The following is a 20358-nucleotide window of genomic DNA, read 5'->3' on the forward strand; positions in this document are numbered from 1 at the left end:
TGGTGGGGACAGGACCATATAAAGTTCAGTATGGAAGCCCGGTGAGCAGAGCATCAGATGCCGCGCGTGTCGCCGTGGCTAATAGTCGCGCCACTTTTCTATAACTAAAAAAGATCGGGAGCGGAGCTACCCCGCTGTACTTCGGTCTATCACATTCAATCACGGTGTTTCATGACCCTACCTGGCCCTTTTACGGAACCGACCAGTCGTTCATCTGCGTCACAACCTCCACGCACTCCCATCCACGACGTCTCGCTGGACGCGCTTCGAATCGTCGCGACGCTGATGGTCCTGCTTATCCATATTTCGGGGAAAGGGTTTGCGGGTATTCATCTACCTCACTGGTGGGCAATCAATACCTGGGAAAGCGTTTCAAGGGTATGCGTACCACTGTTCTTCATGATCACGGGTGCGCTGCTATTGCCTCGGGAACACAGTGTGAAGAGCATCTTGAAACGCACATGGCGTATTCTGTATGTGCTGGTGGCGTGGTCCATCATCTTCTTTACCTATCTGCATTTCAGGCACGGTACCGCGCCTGTTGATACATGGCTTGACTCCATAGCGAAGGGGCCTGTGATTGGCCATCTCTGGTACCTCTATGCTTTGATCCCTGCCTATTTCGTCATCCCGGTACTTTCAAGCTTTCACCGAAATACCGCGCTGCCGATGCAGATTCTGGTGCTGGTGGTATGGGTGCTTGGGTCGAGCATGATCCCGTTCCTTGACCGCTTTACCGGCACTGTCCGACTAGGGCTGGATTTTCACTTTTTCTATATCTACCCCGCTTACATACTCGCGGGTGCGATATTTTACCGGCATGTCCGGATGACACCCGCTCGCGCCGCCCTCGCCTTCCTTGTATGGATTGCAGCGACCGGCTGCACGGCGTTTTGCACATGGTTCTACTCAAAAGACCTTCCGGTAAACACTGAGCTTTTTTACGAGTATTTCGCACCGCTAGTAGTGATTGCTACCTTTGCGCTTTTCTATTCGCTCCGCTGGTTCGCGAGCTTCCTGGCCGATCGCTGCCCGAGATCCAGCCGCGCGCTGACGTTCTTCGGCAGCCTCAGCTTCGGGGTCTACCTCATCCACCCTGCGATCATCTGGGAATTCGAAGGCCAAGGCTACGCATGGAACTTCACCAATCCATGGATCGCGGTCCCCGCGCTCTTACTCGGAGTATCGATAGTTTCCGGCGCAATCACTTGGGCCGTGCGTCGAACGGTCGGTCTACGCTGGCTCATTCCTGGCTAAAGCCACCATTCGCGCCAGTTCACGCTCGGCATGCGCCAGACCATAAGCCGGGCGTGTCACACGCTGACTGCGCCTTTCCCCCGAATCCATAGGTTCCTATCGAGGAAAAGGCCAGAAGGCGCAAGTCTTATTCAGGACGGGACACCTCCCAAAATTAAGCCGGTACAGGTATGATCGGGCTTTTTTTACGCTTGAGTGGCTTGGATTTGGAAGCGTCAGGCTATTGATCGGCACGCGATCTTCTTTGAGCAATATCCGGGGTTAATTGTGATTCTTAGCGAACCAAAAATCGGGGTCGTTATCCCTAGCTACAAAGTCAAAGCCCATATCCTGGGCGTGATAGCGAGCATAGGGGACGAAGTTCATACGATTTACGTGGTAGACGACTGCTGCCCGGAACAGTCCGGAGAGTTTGTTACCCTAAATTGCGTCGACCCTCGCGTCCGCGTTCTCAAAAACCCCGAGAACCAAGGGGTCGGCGGCGCAGTCATGACCGGTTATCAAGCAGCTATCGAGGATGGCATCGACGTCATTGTCAAAATCGATGGCGACGGCCAGATGGACCCTAGTCTGATTCCAGACTTTATCTCGCCCATCTTGCTTGGTTACGCAGACTACACCAAAGGCAACAGATTCTTTGATTTGGAAAAAATCACCGAAATGCCTAAGGTCAGGCTTTTTGGCAATGCCGTATTGTCGTTCATGACAAAACTTTCCTCGGGGTATTGGGATCTGTTCGACCCTACAAATGGCTACACTGCAATTCATATTGACGTGGTCAAACATTTGCCCTTCAAAAAAATAAGTAAGCGTTACTTTTTTGAAACGGACATGCTGTTCAGACTTAACACCTTGCGGGCGGTTGTGCTGGACATACCAATGGACGCCAAGTATGAAGATGAAGTCAGCAATCTAAAGATCTCGGATGTTGTCGGCGAATTCCTAATCAAACATTGCAGGAACTTCGGCAAGCGCATTTTTTACAACTATTACCTACGCGGCATGTCGCTGGCGTCGCTGGAGCTTCCTCTGGGCCTCGCCCTGCTCGTATGGGGAAGCGTTTTCGGCATGTCCCACTGGATTGAATCCATCAGAACAGACATACCAACCCCTGCGGGAACCGTGATGTTGTCTGCCGTGCCCGTCATCATTGGCACGCAGTTTCTGCTCGCGTTCATAGGCCACGACATTGCTTCAGCCCCACAGAGAGCGTTTCATCAAGTACGAAGAAAATTCAAAATAGCCAAGCGGGCAGATGACAAATGATTTACTTCGTAGCCGTACTCTGTGTGCTGGGCATTGCTGGCGGTCAGATTCTATTCAAGTTGTCCGCGGCCTCTCTGCAGCGCTCTGGCACGCTGTTTGACACCCAGACGTTGACGACCCTTTTCATCGCATTCGCGCTGTATGGCGTCACCACGATTGCGTGGGTGTGGGTGCTGCAAAAAATAGACTTGGGAAAAGCCTACCCGCTTATGGCGATGGCGTTCATCATCGTTCCCATCGGCAGCCACTTCGTTTTCGGTGAGAAGTTCAGCGTTCAATACTTCGCCGGGGTCGCTTTGATCATGGGCGGAATCGTCCTGTCTTTACGCGCGTAACTGGACGCTGAAACCACATGGAAAGTAGAAGACCACAATGATACTGACACCCAAGCAGACCAACGTTTTCAGACTTAGCATAAAGACCCTTATTTTTATAAGCGGCATGCTGTTTTTTCTGTTTCTCCAGTTTCGGGTACAGGTCCTGAACGGCTTTACCACCCTTTATGGCGACAGCTACGATGCGGCAATCGTTGTCGCCATTATGGAACACTGGCTAAGCTTCTGGCATGGCAACGCGGTCTGGTCTGAGCTTTATTATTTCTACCCCTACAAGAATACGCTTGCCCAGACCGATGGTTACTTCATCATCGGAATGATTTACTCTGTCATTCGGGTGTTTGATTTCGACCCTTTTATCTCCTCCGAACTCTCAAATGCCGTCATCAAATGCATCGGATTTAGCGGTTTTTTCTGGATGATGCGCAAGGTCTTCAGCGTTAATTTCCTGTGGTCAGTTCTTGCCGCAGGATTGTTTATGATTGCTAACAATCTGACGTCGCACGGCACCCGGGTACAACTCGCCACACTGGCTTTCGCACCGATAGTCACCACTCTCCTGTGGTCAGCTTGCAATCATCTGCTGGCTAACAACCGGCGACAAGTGGTGATCAACGGAGGCGCTGCCGGCATTCTTCTAGGTGCCTGGGCCATCACCTGCTTTTACATGACCTGGTTTTATATATTTTTTACGATATTTTTCAGCCTGGCGCTGTTGATCGTCAACAATCGCCACAGCACTTACCTGTTCTTCCGCGCAATCATTACCCACTGGGTAGCGGTATTGATCGTGGCTGTTATCACCGGCCTGTCATTTGTGCCGTTACTGATCATTTATTTGCCGAAGGCCGCTGAAACAGGGTTCAGGTTGTACGAGACCGCCTTTCACTACACCGTCCCTCCCATTGGAATACTTCAGGTCGGACAACAAAACCTGCTGTTTGGTGACTTATACAATAAAGTAGCGAAGATAATCACCTCGAACTACCCAGCTGAGGGCGAATATTCCAACACCGGCATCGCGCCGATCTTGTTTGTAATATTTATCTTTGCAACGCTCACCTTGTTTTCGAAGAATACGCAACCCAGGAACAAAGCACTGCTACGAGCGGCCGGACTGGCCACGCTGGTGACATGGAGTTTGATCATCCAGATCAATGGGGTGAGCCTTTGGTATTACGTATTCACCTACTTCCCAGGCGCCCAGGCGCTTAATGTTGTGACTGCGTACCAACTATTCCTCACCTTTCCCATCGTGACACTGTCCTTGGTTTATCTCTCACGGATGTCGCCACGGCTTCCTGTTTCTATTTTGCTCATCCTGGTTGGACTGTTGATTCTGGAAGAGCTAAACAGGGCTTATATCAGTCTTGACAGACAGGCGGAGCTTCGCAAGATCGCAGATATTCCTCCTGCTCCGAACACGTGTGACGTGTTCTACGTGAGCGGATGGAAGACCCAAACCACGATGATCGACAAAATCTACGCGCACAACGTCAGTGCGATGTTGATCGCCGAGCTAATTAAAAAACCAACGATCAACGGTTTCGCGTCATTTAACCCGCCCGACTGGAATCTCGCTGATCCTAATGCCGCCGATTATGATGCTCGGGTTGCTGCGTACTTGGCGAGCCACAAAATAGTAAACACATGCAAGCTCGACCTGGACACCAAAACTTGGCGGACCATCGGTCAATGACAGATGCATGACGCACAAAGTCAAGCAGGACGCGGGTTCGCCCACCCTACGTGGGCCCTGCGATACGGCTTAAGCTTTGTGCGTTTACGACCCTCATAGTAAGATTCCGCGTCTGCCCATATCATCTACCCAACACGTGCGGTAAAGCACTAAGACGGAGTTCAAAGGATTCGCATGAAAGCAATCGTTACCGGCATCACTGGTCAAGACGGCGCCTACCTGGCTGAACTGCTGCTTGGCAAGGGCTACACCGTCTACGGCACCTATCGTCGTACCAGTTCTGTCAATTTCTGGCGGATCGAAGAACTGGGCATCCAGAACAATCCAAACCTGCACCTGGTCGAGTACGACCTGACCGACCTGTCGGCCAGTATCCGCCTGCTGCAGACCACCGAAGCCACCGAGGTGTACAACCTCGCCGCGCAGAGCTTCGTGGGCGTTTCCTTTGAACAGCCGATCACCACCGCCGAAATCACCGGCCTGGGCGCTGTGAATCTGCTGGAAGCCATCCGTATCGTTAACCCGAAAGTCCGCTTCTACCAGGCGTCGACTTCCGAGATGTTCGGTAAGGTTCAGGCCATTCCTCAGGTTGAAGACACGCCGTTCTACCCGCGCAGCCCTTACGGCGTCGCCAAGCTGTACGCTCACTGGATGACCATCAACTACCGCGAGTCGTACGGCATTTTTGCGACCAGCGGCATTCTGTTCAACCACGAGTCGCCACTGCGCGGCCGTGAGTTCGTCACGCGCAAGATCACTGACACCGTTGCCAAGATCAAGCTGGGTCTGCAGGACTCGCTGGTACTGGGCAACATGGACGCCAAGCGCGACTGGGGCTTCGCCAAAGAGTACGTCGAAGGTATGTGGCGCATGCTGCAGGCTGATCAGCCGGACACCTTCGTTCTGGCCACCAACCGCACTGAAACCGTTCGTGACTTCGTCGCGATGGCATTCAAGGCTGTCGACATCACCATCAACTGGAGTGGCGAAGCGGAAGAAGAAATCGGTACCTGCGCTGCCACTGGCAAGGTCCTGGTCTCGGTCAATCCGAAGTTCTACCGCCCGACCGAAGTTGAGCTGTTGATCGGCAACCCGGCCAAAGCCAAGGAAGTCTTGGGCTGGGAGCCTAAGACCAACCTGGAAGAGCTGTGCCGCATGATGGTCGAAGCAGACCTGCGTCGTAACGAAAAAGGGTTCTCGTTCTGATGAGTATCGCCGGCAAGCGAGCGCTGATAACGGGTATTCATGGATTTACGGGGCGCTACATGGCGGCCGAGCTCACAGCCCAGGGCTGCGAGGTTGTTGGCCTGGGCAGCAATCCGTCCGATGAAGCCAATTATTATCAGGCCGATCTCACCGATCTGGTGGGTCTGAGCAAGCTGCTGGCGGACCTTCAGCCGGACATCGTCGTTCATCTCGCGGCATTGGCCTTTGTCGGACATGGCGCGGCGGATGCGTTTTATCAGGTCAACCTGATTGGTACGCGCAACCTGCTCGAAGCCATCGCCAACTGCGGCAAGGCGCCGGAAAGCGTTTTGCTCGCCAGCAGTGCCAACGTGTATGGCAATGCGTCGGAAGGGTTGCTTGATGAGAGCACCACGCCGGCGCCGGCCAACGATTACGCGGTGAGCAAGCTGGCCATGGAATACATGGCCAGTCTGTGGTTCGGGCGGTTGCCGATCATCATCGCGCGCCCGTTCAACTACACCGGCGTCGGCCAGGCGGATAACTTCCTGCTGCCGAAGATCGTCAAACACTTCCACGAGAAGGCCGGGAAGATCGAGCTGGGCAACCTGGATGTCTGGCGCGATTTCAGCGACGTCCGTTCGCTGGTGGCCGCTTACCGCGGGCTGCTGGAAGCCAAGCCGTTCGGTCAGTACGTCAACGTCAGCTCGGGCAAGACTCACTCGCTGCGTGAAGTGATCGACATGTGTCGCGCTATCACCGGCCACGACCTCACCGTCGAAGTGAATCCTGCTTTCGTGCGAGCCAACGAGGTCAAGACCTTGTGTGGCGACAACAGCAAGCTGAAGTCGCTGGTCCCGGGCTGGCAGACACCCGAGCTGAGCGAAACGCTTGGCTGGATGCTGGCCGACGCGTAACGCCGCAGTACCCAACCCGAAGCGCTGTGAGGCGCTTCGGGTTTTCCTTTATCCTCCGCTCCACACATCCCCGCTCTGCCCGCAACGCACCTATCGCGAGAACAGCGGACGTTATCGTTTCGTCAGAGAATCCTGATGACCAAAGTTTTGCACTTCTTCAAAACCTACTTCCCGGAAAGCAAGGGCGGTGGGGTCGAGCAAGTCATCTTCCAACTGGCACAGGGTTGCCAGGCCCACGGGATCGAGTCCCAGGTCCTGTCGCTGAGCACACAAGGCGCGGCGCGTAACGAGACGGTCGGCAATCACATCGCTCACCGCTCAAAGCAGGATCTGTACGTCGCGTCGACGGGCTTTTCTTTGTCAGGCCTTCGGGACTTTAAAGAGCTCGCGCGCGAAGCTGACATCGTGCACTACCACTTCCCGTGGCCGTATATGGACGTCGCGCACTTCGCCGCGCAGATCAAAAAACCGACGGTGGTGAGCTACCACTCGGACATCATCAAGCAGAAGACGCTGCTCAAGCTGTATGCGCCGCTGATGAACCGTTTTCTGGGTAGCGTTGATCGGATTGTCGTGTCTTCGCCCAACTACGCCGCCAGTAGCGAAGTGCTCACTCGCTTCAAGGATAAGGTCGAGATCATTCCGTTTGGGCTCGATCGCGCCACCTACCCTGCTCCGTCTCAGACGAAACTCGATCACTGGAAGCAGCAACTGGGCGAGCGCTTTTTTCTGTTCGTCGGTGCGCTGCGTTACTACAAGGGCCTGGATTTCCTGCTTGAGGCAGCGCACAAAAATCGCCTGCCGGTGGTGATCATGGGCGGCGGGCATCAGGAGCTGGAGCTCAAGGCGAAAGCCAAGGCGCTCGGGCTCAGCAACGTCGTGTTTGTGGGCAGCCTGCCGGACGAGGACAAGAACGCGCTGCTGATGCTTTGTGAAGTGTTTGTGTTCCCGTCGCACCAGCGCTCGGAATCGTTCGGCATTTCGCTGCTGGAAGCGGCGATGTATGGCAAGCCAATGATCTCGTGCGAGATGGGCACTGGCACGACCTTCATCAATATCGCGGACGAGACCGGGCTGGTTGTTCCGCCCCGGGATTCGGATGCGTTGGCAGCAGCAATGAATACGCTGTGGAGTGACAGAGAGCGGGCGAAGCAGATGGGGTTGAAGGCGGCGCAGCGATTTGAGTCGATGTTTACGTCGGAGAAGATGGTGCAGGGGTATGCGGATCTTTATCAGGATGTGATCAGTAAGCGTTGAGTATTTCCGTAGGACTGGCTTTAGCCGGGAAGGCGTCGGTTGTCACGCTGCAAATCTGATGGTGCTCATGCAGGCCTCTTCCCCGCTGAAGCCGGTCCTACTGACCCCGCGCGTTCACCTTGTGGGACCGGCTTTAGCCGGGAAGGCGTCGGTTGTCACGCTGCAGATCTGATGGTGCTCATGCAGGCCTCTTCCCGGCTGAAGCCGGTCCTACTGGCACAGCGCGATCACCTAGTGGGACCGGCTTTAGCCGGGAAGGCGTCAGTTGTTACACCGCAGAATTGATGGTGCTCACACCGGCCTCTTCCCGGCTGAAGCCGGTCCCACTGACACAGCGCGTTCACCTAGTGGGACCGGCTTTAGCCGGGAAGGCGTCAGTTGTCATGCTGCGATATTGATGGCGTTCGCACGGGCCTCTTCCCGGCTGAAGCCGGTCCTACTGAGAGCACGCGTTTATCCAGTGAGAGCACAGAAATCCGGGCAATGGATCTCGTCCGGACTTCGCCGTCGTATCAACTCTTACGGCTTGCGCTTGCGCGGTCCGGTGTTGAACACCGGCACTTTGCGCACTGGCTTGATGGACGGCACTTCTGCCGCCGCTTCACCGCTATCGACCCACTTGCCCAGATTGCGTTTGCCGCCTCCGCCGCTGGTTTTGGGTTTCTTCGGCTTTTTCGGTTTTTTCAGAATCTGCCCGGTTGCGTCGGTAGCCGGCACGCGGTGTTCTGGAATGAAGTCGGGCTCTTCGCGGCGCTGGAGGGTCTGGCGGGTGAGCATTTCGATGGCGCTGAGCAGGTCGACTTCGTCGGCGCACACCAGGGAGATCGCTTCACCGGTTTGCCCCGCACGCCCGGTGCGTCCAATGCGGTGGATGTAATCTTCGGCAACGATCGGCAGATCAAGGTTGACCACGGTCGGCAGGTCGTCGATGTCCAGGCCGCGAGCCGCAACGTCGGTGGCGACGAGGATCTGCACGTCACCGCTCTTGAACCGATCCAGCGCGCGCTGGCGAGTGGCCTGGGGTTTGTCGCCGTGAATGCCGTCTGCGTTGAGACTCAGGCCTTGCAGGCGCTCCACCAATTGGTCGACGCCGACGCGGGTTTTCGCGAAGACCAGCACCTGACCCCAGCGATGTTTCTTGAGCAAGTGAATGAACAGCTCGCTCTTGCGCTTCTTGTCGACGGTGACGATCCACTGCTTGACCGACGAGGCCGCGACGTTGCGCGGGCTGACTTCGATGGTCAGCGGGTTGTCGAGCATCTGCCCGGCCAGAGCGCGAATCGCATCGGAAAAAGTCGCGGAAAACAGCAGCGTCTGGCGGCGCTTCGGCAGCGCGGCGTAGATGTCGCGCAGCTCTTCGGAGAAGCCGAGATCGAGCATGCGATCGGCTTCATCAAGGATTAGGGTCTGCAGCTGCGAGAACTTCACGGCATTCTGGCGATACAGGTCGAGCAGGCGGCCCGGCGTGGCGACTAGCACGTCAACGCCTCGGCGCAGTTTCATCATCTGCGGGTTGATGCTGACGCCGCCGTACGCCGCGTACGTGGTCAGCGGCAGGTGCTCGGCGTATTGCGCGATGGCTTCGTGAACCTGCTCGGCCAGTTCGCGGGTCGGCACCAGCACCAGCGCGCGCACAGAGTTGGCAGCGACCTTCGGGCCTTCCATGGTCAGGCGTTGCAGCAGTGGCAACGCGAAACCTGCGGTCTTGCCGGTGCCGGTCTGGGCGGCGGCCATGAGGTCGCGGCCTTCGAGCACGGGCGGAATCGCCTGGGCCTGAACGGGGGTGGGAGTCTGGTAGCCCAGTGTTTCGAGGGCACGCAGCAGGGGTTCGATCAGGCCGAGGGAGGCGAATGTCATTTCAGTACCGTTGGAAAAAGGTCAGCGCACAAGAGTCTGTAGAAGACAATGGCGCGCAGTTTACCCTTTCTACACCGGTTTCTGCTTGCGCCACTGCGGCAGGCCGATGAGCACGACGGCGCTGATGATCACCGCCATCGCCGCACCTTCTGCCCAGCCGATGTGTTCGCCGGCGAACAACACGCCCAGCAACACCGCCACCGCCGGGTTGACGTAGCAATAGCTGGTCGCGGCGGCGGGTCGCACGTTCTTCAGCAGGTACATGTAGGAGCTGAACGCGACGATCGAGCCGAACACCACCAGATATGCCATTACCAGCCAGCCGGACAGACCCGGGGATTGGGTCATGCGTTCGCCGCTCACAAAGCTGCCAAGCAACAACACCGCGCCGGCCACCAGCATTTCGCAGGCGCTGGCCATCGGCCCGGCGGGCAAGGGCAGGTAGCGACTCCACACCGAGCCGAACGCCCAGGTCGCGGCGGCGAAGATCACCAGCGCGGCGCCCATGGGGCTGGCCTGCAGGTTCGAGCCGAGGTTGAGCAAGGAGATGCCGACGAGGCCGAGCAAAATGCCAGCCCACTCCAGCCCGGTATTGCGATGCCCCCAGAACAGGCCGAACAACAAGGTGAACAACGGCACCACGGCCACGGCCAATGCGGCGACACCCGAAGCAACGCCTGCATGTTCCGCCAGGGTTACGCCGCCATTGCCGCAGGCGAGCAGCAGAAAGCCGATCATCCCAGCGGATTTCCACTGCTTCCAGGTAGGCATCGGCGCGCCACGAAAGCGCATGAAGGCAAACAGGATGGAGCCGGCGATGGTGAAGCGGACCCCGGCCATCATGAGCGGAGGCCAGGTTTCGATACCGATGCGGATGGCGAGATAGGTTGAGCCCCAGATCACATAAAGCGCGAAAAAGGCCCCGATGAGCAGCAGGGGGAAACGGCGGACAGCAGGCATGAAGGGCTCTAGTACAGTCGTTTATTGTGGGACTGATTCTAGAAATGTCCGGGCCGCAGGCGTCAGTTACAAATGTGGTTTATTCGACCCGTACAATTTTTGCTGGCCGGTGTTTGCCGCCGCTGACGCGGGAGCGGCGAGATGACCGGGAAAAGTGCGCAAAGCGCTCCAAAGCAGCCTTCCCAACCAGAACGCTTCTTCCACCCTAGTCCAGCTGTATTTCATCGACTCCAAGAAAAACCGCCTTAAGTCGCCAGAAAGCATGCCGACAACTTCATCAGGAATGGGCATCGAGAGTCTTCGACCATGCCCTGCCGTACCTTCTCGAAGAGCCTCACCATCGTCAAGATCAAGGCGGGTCAAACGCGCGTGAAGGTCATGCCGCCAGTTTCCAAAACCGGCTCAGCGGCTTGAACTCATCACCGGTCCGTACCCGATTTTTGCGTCATTGACCTGGCCAGGCCTGCCTTGCCCCGGAGTTTCTACATGTGTTCGATGTGCGATTCACTCACCCAACTCTGGGCTGACGGAGCGACCAGCCAAGGTGCGAGCCACCAGACAGCCACCAGCCAAGCGACGCTTGAGCACCTGACGCTGGACCAGCAAGCCAACTACCTGACTGATGGCTATTGGTACGACGCCTATGGCGGTTCCCAGCACCACTTTGACGTGCACGCCGGAGGCTCGCTCACCGTCAACCTGGCAAGCTTGAGCGCAAACGCTCAGGCTGTTGCTCGATATGCGCTGCAAACCTGGACCAACGTCAGTGGCATCCACTTTGTGGAAACCACCGCTGCCGGGGCGATCAATTTCAGCGAAAACAAGAGCGGTGCGTACACCAGCTCCAATTACGCAGGCAGCGTCATCTCGGACAGCAGCGTCAACATCGCGTCCAATTGGGTGAATTACGGTTGGTATTATCAGCAGACCTACATTCATGAAATCGGCCACGCGCTGGGGTTGGGCCATGCGGGCAATTACAACGGCAGCGCGACCTTCCCCAGCAATGCCTTCTACCAAGAGGACAGCTGGAAATATTCGATAATGTCCTACTTCAGTCAGGACCAGAATACCTATTCCAATGCCTCTTTCGGCTATGTCGCTACCCCCATGCTGGCGGACATCGTCGCCATCCAGGCACTGTACGGCACCGCCATCACCCGCACGGGCGACGACACCTACAGTTTTAACAAGGCCTCCATAAACACCGGAACCGACTTCGTGACCGGCCTGGTGGCCACGCTCTATGATTCGGGCGGCAACGACACGATCAACGTCAGCACCTATGTCGGCGCTCAGACAGTCGATCTGAGAAGTGAAGCTTTTTCCAGCGTATACGGCGGTCTATCGAATATCGCCATCGCGCGCGGTACGGTTATCGAGAACGCCATAACGGGTGCAGGCGCGGATACGCTGATCGGCAACGCCAGTGACAACTTTCTCAACGCAAACGCGGGCAATGACCTGTTGCAAGGGGGCGATGGCAACGATCGGCTGATCGGTGGGGCCGGCTCGGACGTGCTCGATGGTGGCAACGGCTTCGACACCGCTTTGTATACCGAGGCCGGTGCTCGCTACTTTGCAACCTACGATGCCGCGCTTGTGAGCAATGCCACCCTCAGGGTTCATGATGCGCAAACGTCCGATGTGGACACCCTTCTAGGCGTCGAAAAGCTGGCTTTCAGCGACCACGATGCCGGTCTTGACGAACTGCTCATGGCTTTTCGCAGCCAGTATGGCGCCTTCAACGCCCAGAGTGATGCCACTGTTTCGTTGAGCTTTGGCAGGGATCTTCATCACATCGCGCTCACCGAGGATCAGGCTTACGTTGCCAGGCTCTACTCACTGTTCGGTCGGACGCCCGATTATCAGGGCTTGGATTACTGGCTGACGCATCAAGCGATGGGCAGCTCGGATGCAGAGATTCGCGATGGCTTTCTGAATTCCGCTGAAGGGATACAGCGCTACAGCGTGCTGGGTAGTCGGGACTTTGTCCTTGAGCTCTATCAGACCGTACTGCATCGCACAGGCGATGATTCAGGTGTGTCGTACTGGAGCACGCTGCTGCAGGAGGGTTTGAGTCGAACGTCGGTTGCTGATGGCTTCCTGAATTCTCGTGAAAGCCATGACCTCTCGGAGGGCGAGACAGGCTACATCAGGATCGTGGATCATAACGCCTGGAACAATATGGATATGGTGGTGGGCAAGGGCGTGGCCACCGGCACGGCTGGCGACGATCAGATCAGTGAGCAGGAAGTCAGGCTTGACGGCAATGGGGTTTCGCATCTGGCGGGCAACGCCGGTATCGACACCTTTATGTTCAACGACGCTGCATCCGCCTACACGATCAACGCCCTCGATACCGACACGCTGTCAGTCAGTCGTTCCACGGGAGCTGCGGCGACATTCGAACTGAGTGGCTTCAATCTGCTCGATTTCGCAGATCGCGAGCTGTTCGTCCTCGACGCGGCGCAGGCAAACATCGGGCGTCTGTATACCATTCTGGATCGTGCGCCCGATATCGAAGGCCTCAAGTTCTGGCTGTCACAGGGCGCCGCAGGCGAAAGCGCTGCCCAGGTGGCGGATGGTTTTGTGCACTCTGCCGAATTTACTCAACGCCTGCCCGATGACAGCAGCAATGCGGCCTTTGTCGAGCAGCTGTACAACAATGTCCTGGGCCGAGGCGGCGACGCTAACGGCGTTGCCTATTGGGTCCAGACGCTGGAAGGCGGCGCAAGCCGTGGGCAGGTCGCATTCAATATCGCCAACTCCCCGGAGTCTGCTGCCCTGACTCAAGGCGATGCCGGCTTCATTCATTTGATCGGGCATGCTGATTGGGCTTGAGGCACCTGCGCCAAAGACTGACTAGAGCCCCCGGTGCTTGCTGATCGCATCCGCAATCTTCTTCGCCGGGACTTTTTGCAGCGTGCACAGCAACTGGTGGGAGACACCGGCGAGACCGTGGGTGTCGCGCAGTTGGTGGCCCAGGTGCAGCGTGAGGTTGGCGGCCATTTCCGCATCGGCCATGGCCCGGTGAGCCTTGCCGGTGTGGGGCAAGCCGGCCCAGCTGGTGAGGGTGCCGAGTTTGTGGTTCGGCGCGTGTGGCAGGAGACGTCGCGCCAGCAGCATCGAGCAGGCGAAGCTTTGTACGCGATTGCGCTTGATGCGTGACAGCTCGAAGTCCCAGAACTTCTGGTCAAACGAGGCGTTGTGCGCCACCAGTGGCGTCAGGCCGACGAACTCGGCAACTTCATTCATGACCCGTTCAGCCGGCGGCGCCGTGCGCAGCATGCTGTTGCTGATGCCGGTCAGGGATTCGATGAAGGACGGGATGCGCACGCCGGCGTTCATCAGGCTTTGATAGCGCTCGACGATGACGCCCTGCTCCACGATCACCACGGCGATTTCCGTCGCGCGGCAGTAGCTGCTGGGGGAAATGCCGGTGGTTTCGAAGTCGATGACGGCGATGCGTTCTTGCATGGAGGTGGCCTTAACAGTGACGATTTTTTTGGAAAACGCGTGATGTTCAGACATCACACTGTTCTGCAGCAAACTCAATTCCTGTGGGAGCGAGCTTGCTCGCGAAGACTTACTTTCAGCCCCAGAGAAAGTGGCTGAATGTCCCGGCCTTTTCGTGAGCAAGCTCACTCCCACAGGTCCTGCAACAACCGGCGATTTTGAGTCAGCCCACCGTCATGTGGGAGCGAGCTTGCTCGCGAAGACTTACTTTCAGCCCCAGAGAAAGTGGCTGAATGCCCCGGCCTCTTCGTGAGCAAGCTCACTCCCACAGGTCTTGCGCCAACCGGGAATCCCGAGCCGAATCACCCTCCCGTGGGAGTCGAGCTTGCTCGCGAAGGCTTACTTTCAGCCCCAGAGAAAGTGGCTGAATGCCCCGGCCTCTTCGTGAGCAAGCTCACTCCCACAAGTCATTCGTCGTCAGTCGCATAGGCGACACAGACGCTGCTGCACCGAGGCGGTGGATCAGGTCTTGAGCAGCAACCCGCCCTCGATCGGCACATAACGACTGGCCGCCCGGATCAACGAATTGGCGGTCAACCCCGGTACGCCGTAGGCAATCGCTTCGACGCCGTGTTTGCTGATGATGCGCTCCAGCAACAGGTCAAAATCGCCATCGCCGGACGCCAGCACGACTTCATCGACATTCGGCGCGACGTCCATGATGTCGATGGTGATGCCCACGTCCCAGTCGCCTTTGGCCGAGCCGTCGCTGCGCTGGATGTAGGGTTTGAGTTTGACGGTGAAACCGAGGTTGCGCAGGATCTGCTGGAATTGCTGCTGCTTGCTGTCGCCACGGTCGATGGCATACGCATACGCCTCGACGATCTGCCCGCGCTGGCTGATGTCAGCCCACAGGGCGGCGTAATTGAAGTGACAACCGTGAGCCTGACGCACTGTGTAATACAGGTTCTGTACGTCGGCGAAGACCGCGATTCTTCTCACCCAAAATCCTCGATGCGCTGACAAGCGACAAGGGCCCGAAAACCGGACCGGCGCTCAGTATGCCATTTTGGGAAAGGGATTGAAGGATTGGGTGTGGAGGGCCGCAGCGTGCTGTCGGGGCAGCGGGGCATTCCTGGAGAATATGCCGCCGCTGCCTTTCGTTATCAGACGAAAGAATCGTCGTCGTCAAACAAGCCGCCACCGGTGTCACTGCCGTAGTCAGTGTCGGCGAAGCCATTTGAATCACTGCCCCAGCTGTCATTGCCGGTACTGTCATTACCTGTCACGCGCTGCTGGTCGTCACCCCACCCACCGCTGCCGCCCTGATCATGTTCGGCAGCAGGCTGGGCCGGCTGCTCCTGGATGATCTCGACGATTTCCTGCGGTTGGCTGTTGTGGTGGAACAGGCTGCTGATGCCTTCCGCCAGCATCACGCCACCGGCCACGCCCGCTGCGGTTTTCAGGGCGCCGCCCAGGAAACCACTGCCGACTGGGGCCGCCGGTGCCTGTTGCGGCTGGGCATAGTTTTGCTGTGGCTGAGCATAATTTTGCTGCGGTGCGCTGGCCGGACCGCTTTCACGCCAGCCGCCCGAGGAAGGTTGCGGGTTCGACGGACGCGAGAACGACGAAGCTGGCTGCTGAGCCTGTGGCTCGCGCGAACCGCCGCCGAAAATGCTCGACAGAAATCCACCGCCGCTGCCGGACTGGGCAGGCGCGGCGGACTTTGCCCGCTCCAGCTCAGCCCGCAGCTGTTGAATCTGCTCGTCGCGCTGACGGTTCTGGGCCTCCAGCTGCTTGATCGCGACTTCCTGCACGAGGATCGACTGCGCCATGTAATAAGGCGCGGCCGGCTGGCGAGTCAGGTGCTCCTTGATCAGCGCTTCGGCCTGCGCATCACGGGGGACCGATTCGGTTTCTGCTTGCTTGAGCTTGCCAAACAAGCCATCGATCAGGGTTTGTTCTTCGCTGTTCATGGCGACCTCGTTAGATTGCCGTAGGAATTCTGTTCTGAGCCATTGCTCGGACATAGCCAGTAATGGGGCTGTTCAAGGGCGTTTCAATAGGATGTAAAAAAAGTTAAGAAAGCCGGCTAGTGGGTGCCTGTTGGCCGGTTCTGCGGCGCTACGTTACAGTGTCGGCCTGCTTATCCCTGTGATCCGTTCATGAATCCGCTGACCATTCTGCAAGACTCGCTGTACTTCTTCCGACGCAACTTCGGCAGCATTCTTACGTTGTGCCTGCCCCTGGTAGTGCTGGAGGCCCTGACCAAACAGCTCATCGGCTTCGGGCAGGGCAACGGCGTCGCGCCACTGTTGGTCGGGCTGCTTTTTTATCCGCTCTACACCGGCGCGCTGATCCTTTTCCTGGATGCGAAAACCCGGGGCGAAGAGCCGGTCAAATCCAACCTGTGGGCCGTTGCGTTGCGCATGTGGCCCACGTTCGCGGTGCTGACGGCGCTGAGCACCCTGCTGATCATGGCCGGCATGTCGCTGTTCATCCTGCCGGGCGTGTGGGTGATGATCAAACTGCAGCTGTCGGAATACTTGCTGGTATTGCGCGGGATGGGGCCGCTGGAGGCGATGCGCGAAAGCTTCAGAATGACGCAGGGCCACGTGGTGCGGATTTTCGTCTGCGTGCTGTGCGTTTACATCCCGCTGTCGCTGCTCGAGGCGCTCAGTTATTACGTGCTGCCAGACCAGCAAAGCCCGATGCTGTCGATTGCGGTGGACAGTGTTTCCAGCTTCCTGCAGCTGCTTATCAGCGTGATGATGTTCCGGTTGTTCATGCTCATTGACCCGCCCGCGCGGTCGGCATAAGAAGATGGCACGTCCGACGCGGTACCTGCTTTACCTCGCGGTGTCTGCCGGGCTGTTCGTGATACTGCTTTATGACGTGACCTGGCACCCCGCCCGACACGATAAGGTGGCGGTATCCTGCAACGCGAAGGACGGAAAGCCACCGGTATTGGCGCCGGGTCAGACGCTCAAGGTGATGACCTGGAACATTCAATACCTGGCCGGCAAGCGTTATGTCTTCTGGTACGACCTGCCCGACGGCAGCGGCCCTGACGAGCGCCCGACCCCGGAAGACCTGGAGTACAACCTCGATGAAGTCGCACGGGTCATCCGCGATGAGCAGCCGGACATCGTGTTGCTGCAGGAAGTCGACGACGGCGCGAAGAACACCGACTACGGCAACCAACTTGCCCTGCTCCAAGCGCGCGTCGCCGACCTGTACCCCTGCAGCAGCGAGGCGTTTGACTGGAAGTCCGACTTCGTGCCGGATCGCCACATCTTCGGCAGCGTCGGCCGCAAACTGGCGACGCTGAGCCGCTACCAACTGGACAGCGCCGAACGTCTGCACCTGCCCTCGCCGTCCGGCCATTTCATCAGCCGCCTGTTTCAACCTCAACCTGCGCTGCTGGTCAGCTACCTGCCGCTGAGCGATGGCCGACATCTGGCGGTGACAAACACGCACCTGGGCGATGCGAAGCCGGGCGGCGACGTGCGAAAACGGCAATTAGCATCGGTTCGTCAGTTGCAACAAACCTTCGAGCAAAACGGCACGCTGTGGATAACCGGCGGAGATTTCAATCTGCTGCCACAGGGGCAATATCCGCGGCTACCCGCCGAACAGCGCGTGCCGTTTGCGGCAGAGAGTGAGCTGCGTGGCTTGTGGGAAAGCTTCCCGATGATCCCGAGCAATGAAGACGTGGCCGGTGAGGACCGTCGCACGTGGTACACCCGCTTCCCTAACGATCCCCGCATCAGCGGCCCGGACCGGACGCAGGATTTTCTGTTCTACAGCCCGAAGCTGAAACGGGTCGAGGCGCGGGTGAGGCAGGCGGACACGTTGTTGATTTCTGATCACATGCCGGTGATCGCGCGGTTCAGAGTCCCAGCGCAGGGTGAGTAAACCCTCTGTACGGATGCACAAGAGAGTCGTTTGATCTGAACCGACCAGTGCCGGATTGCCCGGCACCGATCGCTGCCATCAGAACGTGACGCTGGCAGTCAGCCGCGCAGTTCGGAGCGCTCCCTCCTCCACCTGGAGCGTGCTGCTGCCCGTGGTGGCCGGGTAGTATTCCTTGTTGAACAGGTTGTCGATGTTCAACTGCAGACTGGTCTTGTAGTCATGGGTGGGTAAATCCCAGCGCACAAAGGCATCGGCCGTCGTGTAGCTGTCCAGCCAAAAGCTGTTGGCATCGTCGCCCGGCCGCTCTCCGACGTATCGGGCACCTGCGCCGACATGCCACTTGCCGGTTTCGGCAGGCAGCCCGAGTTGATGGCTGAGGTACAGGCTCGCGGTGTGCATCGGCGCATTGGGCAAGCGGTTGCCTTCCTGCTCGGGTGATTCTGCGTTTTTCAGCACTTCCGTGTGGTCATAGGCGTAGGTGCCGATGATGCTCCAGTTACGCGCGATCTCTCCGGTCACATCCAGCTCAACCCCTCGCGAGCGGGCCTTCCCTACGGCTTCGTCAATGCTGTCGCCGTTTGCCTGCAGCACGCTGTTCACAAGGTTGTTCTTGACGATGTCATACACGGCCAGGTTCACGTTGAGCGCCTGGACCGGGCTGTATTTGACACCCACTTCGTAGCTGCGCCCTTCGGTAGGCTTGAAGCTGTTGCCTGCATCGTCGGCGTCATTCGGCACGAAGGAACGGCTGTAGTTGGCGTAGAGCGCAACGTTCTCGGTCGGCTGATAAACAATCCCGCCGAAGGGGAGAAATTTGTCGCCGTTAGAATCCGCACCCGGTGCGTACGCGCTGCCCAGCCCCTGATCGCTGTATTGATCCCAGTGTTCCTGACGACCACCAAACACCAGAATCCAGCGATCGTTAAGGTGCCAGTTGTCCTTGAAGTACGCCGAGGTGGTGACCAGGTTATTTTCGGCGTTGCTCTGGGCCGCACTGACCGTCGCAGGCTCAGCCAGATTGCCGTAGGTGGGGTTCTGGATGTCGAGGTTGCCGGCGGTGCTACTGGCGTTGCGGTAGGTTTTACCGCGGTATTTATCCAGCGACTCGTTGTCCACCCCGACGACAATCTCATGCCGCTGGCCGAACAACTGCTGATCGCCTATGAAGTCCAGCGCGGTGTAGCGGCTCTCGTAGTCATAGTGCCCGCCGTTGGCAATCCGGCGCAGGGTGTCGCCTTTCAAGGTGCTGGGCTGTGCAATCGCCAGGCTGTAACGATCCTCGGTCCATCCATAGGTCAACCGGCTTCGCCAGTCATCATTGAGCTGGTATTCGAACTTCGCGGTGGTGCTTTGGCTGATGCCGACGGTCTTGGCCCAGCGCTCATCCAGACGGTCGCGGTAACTGATGTCGGCCGGGTGGCCGTTGGCGAACACCGTGCCGCGGTCAAAGGGGCTGGCGTAATCGTTATAGGTGTAGGCCAGTGAGAAACTGGCGCGGTCGCCGACCCAGGCGATCGATGGCGCAATAAGCGTGTGCTCATCGACACCGTAATTACGCCAGTAGTCCTCGTGGGAGCGCTCGGCAACCAGCCGGTACGCCAAGTTGGTATCGCCGAGCGGCCCGGTGGTGTCCACACCAAAGGTCCCGCCGCCTTCACTGTAACCAGAGCCCGTCAAGGTCGTGCTTTGGGTGAACTGCGGTTGTTTGCTGATCACATTGATCAGCCCGCCCGGCTCAAGCGCGCCGTACATGAGCGATGCCGGGCCTTTCAACACTTCCACGTGATCGGTGGTAGCGCCGAGATTGCGACCAATCGCTGAGCGGACCCCGTCCCGCAAAATGGAGTTGTCGTCGTTGCTGCCAAATCCGCGCTTGATCACGGCATCCTTCGTGCCCCCCAACGTGTTCGTCTGGGACACACCACTCACAAAGCGCATGGCGTCGTTGAGGTCTTTGACCTGGTAGTCATCCAGGGTTTGCGCAGTGACCGTGTTGACGGTTTGGGCTTCATCCCGATTCTGAGTGGAGGTCTTGCTGGCGGTGCTCCCTTCAGAAACCGTATAGCTTCCCGAGCCGTAAGCCGCATCGCGTGTGGACTGGATGACACTGGGCGCCAACTCGGTGACCGTCTGGGCAGCCATTGCAAAACCAGGTAAGGCAGAACACAGCAGGACTGACGCATGAGTCCGGTTAAAGCGCTTGACCACGAGCTGACTCCGTAATTGAAACGAGTGCAAATGCGATTCG

The 20358-nt window shown here is 57.9% G+C and carries 16 protein-coding genes; 10 read left to right on the top strand and 6 right to left on the bottom strand.

Annotated elements, in window-relative coordinates; all coding sequences use genetic code 11:
- Positions 1-171: 171 nt before the first annotated feature.
- The 7 genes from ACYASU_RS21885 to ACYASU_RS21915 all read left to right on the top strand — a co-directional run bounded on the left by ACYASU_RS21885 (position 172) and on the right by ACYASU_RS21915 (position 7916).
- Positions 172-1257: an acyltransferase gene (locus ACYASU_RS21885; RefSeq protein ID WP_463584032.1), complete on the top strand. Its 1086-nt coding sequence runs from the start codon at positions 172-174 to the stop codon at positions 1255-1257.
- Positions 1258-1524: 267 nt separating this feature from the next.
- A complete protein-coding gene (locus tag ACYASU_RS21890) occupies positions 1525-2523 on the top strand; it encodes a glycosyltransferase family 2 protein (protein ID WP_346627690.1) in 999 nt (332 codons plus the stop codon).
- The gene (locus ACYASU_RS21895; protein WP_346627689.1) at positions 2520-2858 is read left to right on the top strand and encodes an EamA family transporter; all 339 of its coding nucleotides are present in this window, start codon (positions 2520-2522) and stop codon (positions 2856-2858) included. Before ACYASU_RS21890 ends, ACYASU_RS21895 begins: the two co-directional genes overlap by 4 nt.
- A 37-nt stretch (positions 2859-2895) precedes the next feature.
- Entirely contained in the window at positions 2896-4557 is a 1662-nt protein-coding gene (locus ACYASU_RS21900) for a hypothetical protein (protein ID WP_463584033.1), read from the top strand.
- Positions 4558-4731: 174 nt separating this feature from the next.
- Entirely contained in the window at positions 4732-5763 is a 1032-nt protein-coding gene (gene gmd, locus ACYASU_RS21905) for a GDP-mannose 4,6-dehydratase (RefSeq protein WP_192174574.1), read from the top strand.
- Positions 5763-6659 (top strand): GDP-mannose 4,6-dehydratase, encoded by an 897-nt coding sequence (locus ACYASU_RS21910; protein WP_463584034.1) that lies wholly within the window; start codon positions 5763-5765, stop codon positions 6657-6659. Before gmd ends, ACYASU_RS21910 begins: the two co-directional genes overlap by 1 nt.
- A 135-nt stretch (positions 6660-6794) precedes the next feature.
- The gene (locus tag ACYASU_RS21915; RefSeq protein WP_463584035.1) at positions 6795-7916 is read left to right on the top strand and encodes a glycosyltransferase family 4 protein; all 1122 of its coding nucleotides are present in this window, start codon (positions 6795-6797) and stop codon (positions 7914-7916) included.
- A gap of 519 nt (positions 7917-8435) precedes the next feature.
- Here the strand turns inward: ACYASU_RS21915 and ACYASU_RS21920 are convergent.
- Both ACYASU_RS21920 and yedA read right to left on the bottom strand, forming a co-directional pair.
- Complete coding sequence (locus ACYASU_RS21920; RefSeq protein ID WP_192133561.1) at positions 8436-9773, bottom strand: DEAD/DEAH box helicase; 1338 nt, start codon at positions 9771-9773, stop codon at positions 8436-8438.
- 69 nt (positions 9774-9842) lie between these two features.
- Positions 9843-10733, bottom strand: a complete 891-nt coding sequence (yedA, locus tag ACYASU_RS21925; RefSeq protein WP_282367256.1) for a drug/metabolite exporter YedA — start codon at positions 10731-10733, stop codon at positions 9843-9845.
- Positions 10734-11219: 486 nt separating this feature from the next.
- Here yedA and ACYASU_RS21930 point away from each other — a divergent pair, with 486 nt between their 5' ends.
- The gene (locus tag ACYASU_RS21930) at positions 11220-13577 is read left to right on the top strand and encodes a DUF4214 domain-containing protein (RefSeq protein WP_463584036.1); all 2358 of its coding nucleotides are present in this window, start codon (positions 11220-11222) and stop codon (positions 13575-13577) included.
- Between the two features lie 21 nt (positions 13578-13598).
- Here the strand turns inward: ACYASU_RS21930 and ACYASU_RS21935 are convergent, their stop codons facing one another.
- The 3 genes from ACYASU_RS21935 to ACYASU_RS21945 form a co-directional block, all read right to left on the bottom strand.
- Positions 13599-14213, bottom strand: coding sequence for a 3'-5' exonuclease (locus ACYASU_RS21935; protein WP_463584037.1), 615 nt, complete (start codon positions 14211-14213; stop codon positions 13599-13601).
- A 501-nt stretch (positions 14214-14714) separates the two neighbouring features.
- A complete protein-coding gene (locus tag ACYASU_RS21940; protein ID WP_108121635.1) occupies positions 14715-15194 on the bottom strand; it encodes an NYN domain-containing protein in 480 nt (159 codons plus the stop codon).
- A gap of 164 nt (positions 15195-15358) precedes the next feature.
- A complete protein-coding gene (locus ACYASU_RS21945; protein WP_463584038.1) occupies positions 15359-16168 on the bottom strand; it encodes a DUF2076 domain-containing protein in 810 nt (269 codons plus the stop codon).
- Between the two features lie 189 nt (positions 16169-16357).
- Here ACYASU_RS21945 and ACYASU_RS21950 point away from each other — a divergent pair, with 189 nt between their 5' ends.
- Both ACYASU_RS21950 and ACYASU_RS21955 read left to right on the top strand, forming a co-directional pair.
- Complete coding sequence (locus tag ACYASU_RS21950) at positions 16358-17011, top strand: YciC family protein (protein WP_463584039.1); 654 nt, start codon at positions 16358-16360, stop codon at positions 17009-17011.
- A gap of 4 nt (positions 17012-17015) precedes the next feature.
- On the top strand, positions 17016-18110 hold the full coding sequence (locus ACYASU_RS21955; RefSeq protein WP_463584040.1) for an endonuclease/exonuclease/phosphatase family protein: 1095 nt from the start codon (positions 17016-17018) through the stop codon (positions 18108-18110).
- 78 nt (positions 18111-18188) lie between these two features.
- Here ACYASU_RS21955 and ACYASU_RS21960 read toward each other — a convergent pair whose 3' ends face one another.
- Positions 18189-20252 carry a TonB-dependent siderophore receptor gene (locus ACYASU_RS21960; RefSeq protein WP_463584041.1) on the bottom strand — a complete coding sequence of 688 codons (2064 nt, stop codon included), beginning with the start codon at positions 20250-20252 and terminating at the stop codon, positions 18189-18191.
- Positions 20253-20358 lie beyond the last annotated feature (106 nt).

The sequence above is a fragment of the Pseudomonas sp. HP_12 genome (assembly GCF_055283955.1).

Bases quoted from the DNA above. Each gene is read 5' to 3' on its own strand.
- ACYASU_RS21920 (WP_192133561.1), bottom strand. From the start codon at position 9,773: ATGACATTCGCCTCCCTCGGCCTGATCGAACCCCTGCTGCGTGCCCTC.
- ACYASU_RS21900 (WP_463584033.1), top strand. From the start codon at position 2,896: ATGATACTGACACCCAAGCAGACCAACGTTTTCAGACTTAGCATAAAG.
- gmd (WP_192174574.1), top strand. From the start codon at position 4,732: ATGAAAGCAATCGTTACCGGCATCACTGGTCAAGACGGCGCCTACCTG.
- ACYASU_RS21885 (WP_463584032.1), top strand. From the start codon at position 172: ATGACCCTACCTGGCCCTTTTACGGAACCGACCAGTCGTTCATCTGCG.
- ACYASU_RS21930 (WP_463584036.1), top strand. From the start codon at position 11,220: ATGTGTTCGATGTGCGATTCACTCACCCAACTCTGGGCTGACGGAGCG.
- ACYASU_RS21945 (WP_463584038.1), bottom strand. From the start codon at position 16,168: ATGAACAGCGAAGAACAAACCCTGATCGATGGCTTGTTTGGCAAGCTC.
- ACYASU_RS21935 (WP_463584037.1), bottom strand. From the start codon at position 14,213: ATGCAAGAACGCATCGCCGTCATCGACTTCGAAACCACCGGCATTTCC.
- ACYASU_RS21955 (WP_463584040.1), top strand. From the start codon at position 17,016: ATGGCACGTCCGACGCGGTACCTGCTTTACCTCGCGGTGTCTGCCGGG.
- ACYASU_RS21915 (WP_463584035.1), top strand. From the start codon at position 6,795: ATGACCAAAGTTTTGCACTTCTTCAAAACCTACTTCCCGGAAAGCAAG.
- yedA (WP_282367256.1), bottom strand. From the start codon at position 10,733: ATGCCTGCTGTCCGCCGTTTCCCCCTGCTGCTCATCGGGGCCTTTTTC.
- ACYASU_RS21910 (WP_463584034.1), top strand. From the start codon at position 5,763: ATGAGTATCGCCGGCAAGCGAGCGCTGATAACGGGTATTCATGGATTT.
- ACYASU_RS21960 (WP_463584041.1), bottom strand. From the start codon at position 20,252: ATGGCTGCCCAGACGGTCACCGAGTTGGCGCCCAGTGTCATCCAGTCC.
- ACYASU_RS21895 (WP_346627689.1), top strand. From the start codon at position 2,520: ATGATTTACTTCGTAGCCGTACTCTGTGTGCTGGGCATTGCTGGCGGT.
- ACYASU_RS21950 (WP_463584039.1), top strand. From the start codon at position 16,358: ATGAATCCGCTGACCATTCTGCAAGACTCGCTGTACTTCTTCCGACGC.